Source organism: Ralstonia sp. 110700041-2 (genome assembly GCF_056280165.1).
Map to the genome: position 1 here is coordinate 1 of NZ_JBSFAI010000034.1, position 2,405 is coordinate 2,405.

At 64.2% G+C, this 2,405-nt stretch carries 3 protein-coding genes; all 3 read left to right on the top strand.

The annotated features are described in order from the left end of the window. Positions 1-78: 78 nt before the first annotated feature. The 3 genes from tnpA to tnpC all read left to right on the top strand — a co-directional run bounded on the left by tnpA (position 79) and on the right by tnpC (position 2,374). Complete coding sequence (tnpA, locus tag ACUXH0_RS26350; RefSeq protein ID WP_004633552.1) at positions 79-450, top strand: IS66-like element accessory protein TnpA; 372 nt, start codon at positions 79-81, stop codon at positions 448-450. Between the two features lie 5 nt (positions 451-455). Beyond that, a complete protein-coding gene (gene tnpB, locus ACUXH0_RS26355) occupies positions 456-782 on the top strand; it encodes an IS66 family insertion sequence element accessory protein TnpB (RefSeq protein WP_131807846.1) in 327 nt (108 codons plus the stop codon). A gap of 62 nt (positions 783-844) precedes the next feature. Beyond that, a complete protein-coding gene (tnpC, locus tag ACUXH0_RS26360) occupies positions 845-2,374 on the top strand; it encodes an IS66 family transposase (protein WP_009238807.1) in 1,530 nt (509 codons plus the stop codon). The last annotated feature ends 31 nt before the right edge of the window (positions 2,375-2,405 follow it).

Below are 2,405 nucleotides of genomic sequence, written 5' to 3' on the forward strand. Positions count from 1 at the left end.
GTAAGCACCCGGTGAACCCGTCTTGAAGGGGACCCGCGTAGCAAGGAGCATCGTGTCCATCTAGTTCTAGGTGGACACGTGGACACTATCGAAGAGAGCGCGCCAATACGGCGCCGACGTCGGCATAGCGCCGAGTTCAAGGCCAAGGCAGTGCAGGAGTGCATGCAGCCGGGTGTTTCGATCGCGGCGATAGCCCTGCACCATCGCCTCAATGCGAATCTGCTGCGGCGCTGGGTCGCCGAGCAGGAAGCAAAGAATGGCGCGCCTGAGGACCGCGAGTTGATGAGGGTGCCGCAAGGCGAGTTCATCCCGTTGCGGATCGGCGAGCCGACCACTGCCGTGCCGGACATCCAGATCGAAGTCCGCCGTGGCGCGACGACGATCAGTCTTCGCTGGCCGGGATCGGCCGCAGCGCAGTGCGCCCAGTGGCTGCAAGGGTGGTTGCGTTGATTCGGGTGGACGCGATCTGGTTGGCCGTGGAGCCGCTGGACATGCGCGCCGGTACCGAAACGATCCTCGCGCGGGTCGTCAAGGTGTTCGGCGCGGCACGCCCCCACCACGCCTACCTGTTTGCCAATAAGAGTTCGACGCGCATGAAGGTGCTGGTCTACGACGGCTTCGGCATCTGGCTGGCCGCGCGGCGCCTCAACAAGGGGCGCTTCATCTGGACGAACGGCGACCAGGCGATCGCCACGGCGCTCAATCCCGAGCAATTGCGTGCGCTGGTGACGGGGCTGCCTTGGCAGACGCTCACCCACGACCACGCGATCACGGTCGTGTAATACCCCCAAAGCCGTAAACTGGCTTCCTTCCAGAGGACTTGGGGTTCTGGCAGACTCGCCGCATGAACCTACCCACCAACCTCGATGCCCTGAGCCCGGACGAACTGCGCACACTGGCTGCGCAGTTGATGGCCCAGGTCGGCGAGAAGGACCGGGAGTTGCGGTACCGGCAAGCCAAGATCGACCAGCTCACACACGAGCTGGCCATCCACAAGCGCTGGAAGTTCGGCAAGCGCAGCGAGCAACTGACATCTGAACAGGCGAGTCTGCTGGACGAAGCCATTGACGCAGACCTCGAGGCGATTGAGACCGAACTGGAAGCGCTCCTGCCGTCGTCCAAATCTGAAGCCAAGAGCAAGCCCAAGCGCCAGGCATTGCCGCCGCAGTTGCCGCGCACCGACATCCACCACGAGCCGGACGCAGAGACCTGCACCTGTGGGTGTGCGCTCAAGCGCATTGGCGAAGACATCAGCGAGAAGCTGGACTACACGCCGGGCACGTTCACCGTGGAGCGTCACATCCGCGGCAAATGGGTGTGCGATCAGTGTGAGACGCTGGTGCAGACGCCGGTGCCACCCCACGTCATCGACAAAGGCATCCCGACGGCCGGACTGCTGGCACATACGCTGGTGTCCAAGTTCGGCGACCACCTTCCCCTGTATCGGCAGGAGCGCATCTATGCGCGCGCCGGTCTGGCCATCCCGCAATCGACACTGGGCGCGTGGGTGGGCATCTGTGGCGTGCGTCTGCAACCGCTGGTGGACGCCCTGCAAGAAGAGGTTCTGAGCCACGGTGTTCTGCACGCCGACGAAACGCCAGTGCAGATGCTCGCGCCCGGCAATGGCAAGACGCACCGCGCCTACCTGTGGGCCTATGCGCCGAGCGAGTTCGAGAAGATGCGCGCGGTGATTTACCAGTTTGCGCCCAGCCGCAGCGGCGAGCACGCTCGCGCGTTCCTGGGGCAGTGGCAAGGCAAGCTGGTATGTGATGACTTCGCCGGCTACAAGGCCAGCTTCGACGGTGGCGTCACTGAGATCGGTTGCATGGCCCATTCGCGGCGCAAGTTCTTTGAACTGCACGACAAGCACAAGAGCGAATTGGCGGGCCAGGCACTGCGCTACATGGTGAGCTTGTACGAGATCGAGGCGCAAGTGCGGGATGCTGAGCCAGACCAGCGCCTGGCAGCGCGGCAACAAAGGGCTGGCCCGATTCTAGAGCGGCTGCACGCCTGGCTCGAGGAACAGCGACGCCGCGTCCCAGACGGCTCGGCGATCGCGCGGGCCATTGACTACAGCCTCAAGCGGTGGCCGGCTCTCGTGCGTTACCTCGACGACCCGACGGTGCCCATCGACAACAACCACGTCGAGCGACAGATCCGGCCGGTTGCCCTGGGTCGCTCCAATTGGTTGTTTGCAGGCTCACTGCGCGCCGGTCAACGCGCGGCTGCCGTCATGAGCCTGATCCAATCGGCCAAGCTCAACGGGCACGATCCCTACGCCTATCTGAAAGACGTCCTCACGCGACTGCCGACCCACAAGGCGGCCGACATCGCCGAACTGCTCCCGCATCGCTGGACGCCCAGCGCCACCTAGCTGGCAAGACGGGTTCACCGGGTGCTTACTC